The following is a 210-nucleotide window of genomic DNA, read 5'->3' as shown; positions in this document are numbered from 1 at the left end:
CTAGTATTGATAATCCACAGTAGCCTTTCATTTTCTCGGACGAAAGAGGAGCGCTAAGAATTATGCTATCAGATATATAAATATGCTTGGGTATCAACTCAGTGGGAACATCTGAATTAACTTTCGAGTTCAAATTTGGAAGTGCATTTTCTAAAGTTCCTATTAAATCCCTCAGTAACTCAAAATTATCACTACCCACAGCAGCGTTAT

Annotated in this window: 1 protein-coding gene; it reads right to left on the bottom strand. The window is 36.2% G+C overall.

All coding sequences use genetic code 11. The features are described from left to right. Positions 1 to 210: hypothetical protein (locus tag IQR33_RS34605; protein ID WP_228014179.1), on the bottom strand; the 210-nt coding region annotated here is incomplete at both ends.

This window comes from Vibrio sp. OPT46, assembly GCF_015163535.1.
GTDB lineage: Bacteria > Pseudomonadota > Gammaproteobacteria > Enterobacterales > Vibrionaceae > Vibrio > Vibrio alginolyticus.
Note: the sequence above shows the minus strand (reverse complement) of the source record. Positions and strands in the feature narration are given on the sequence as shown.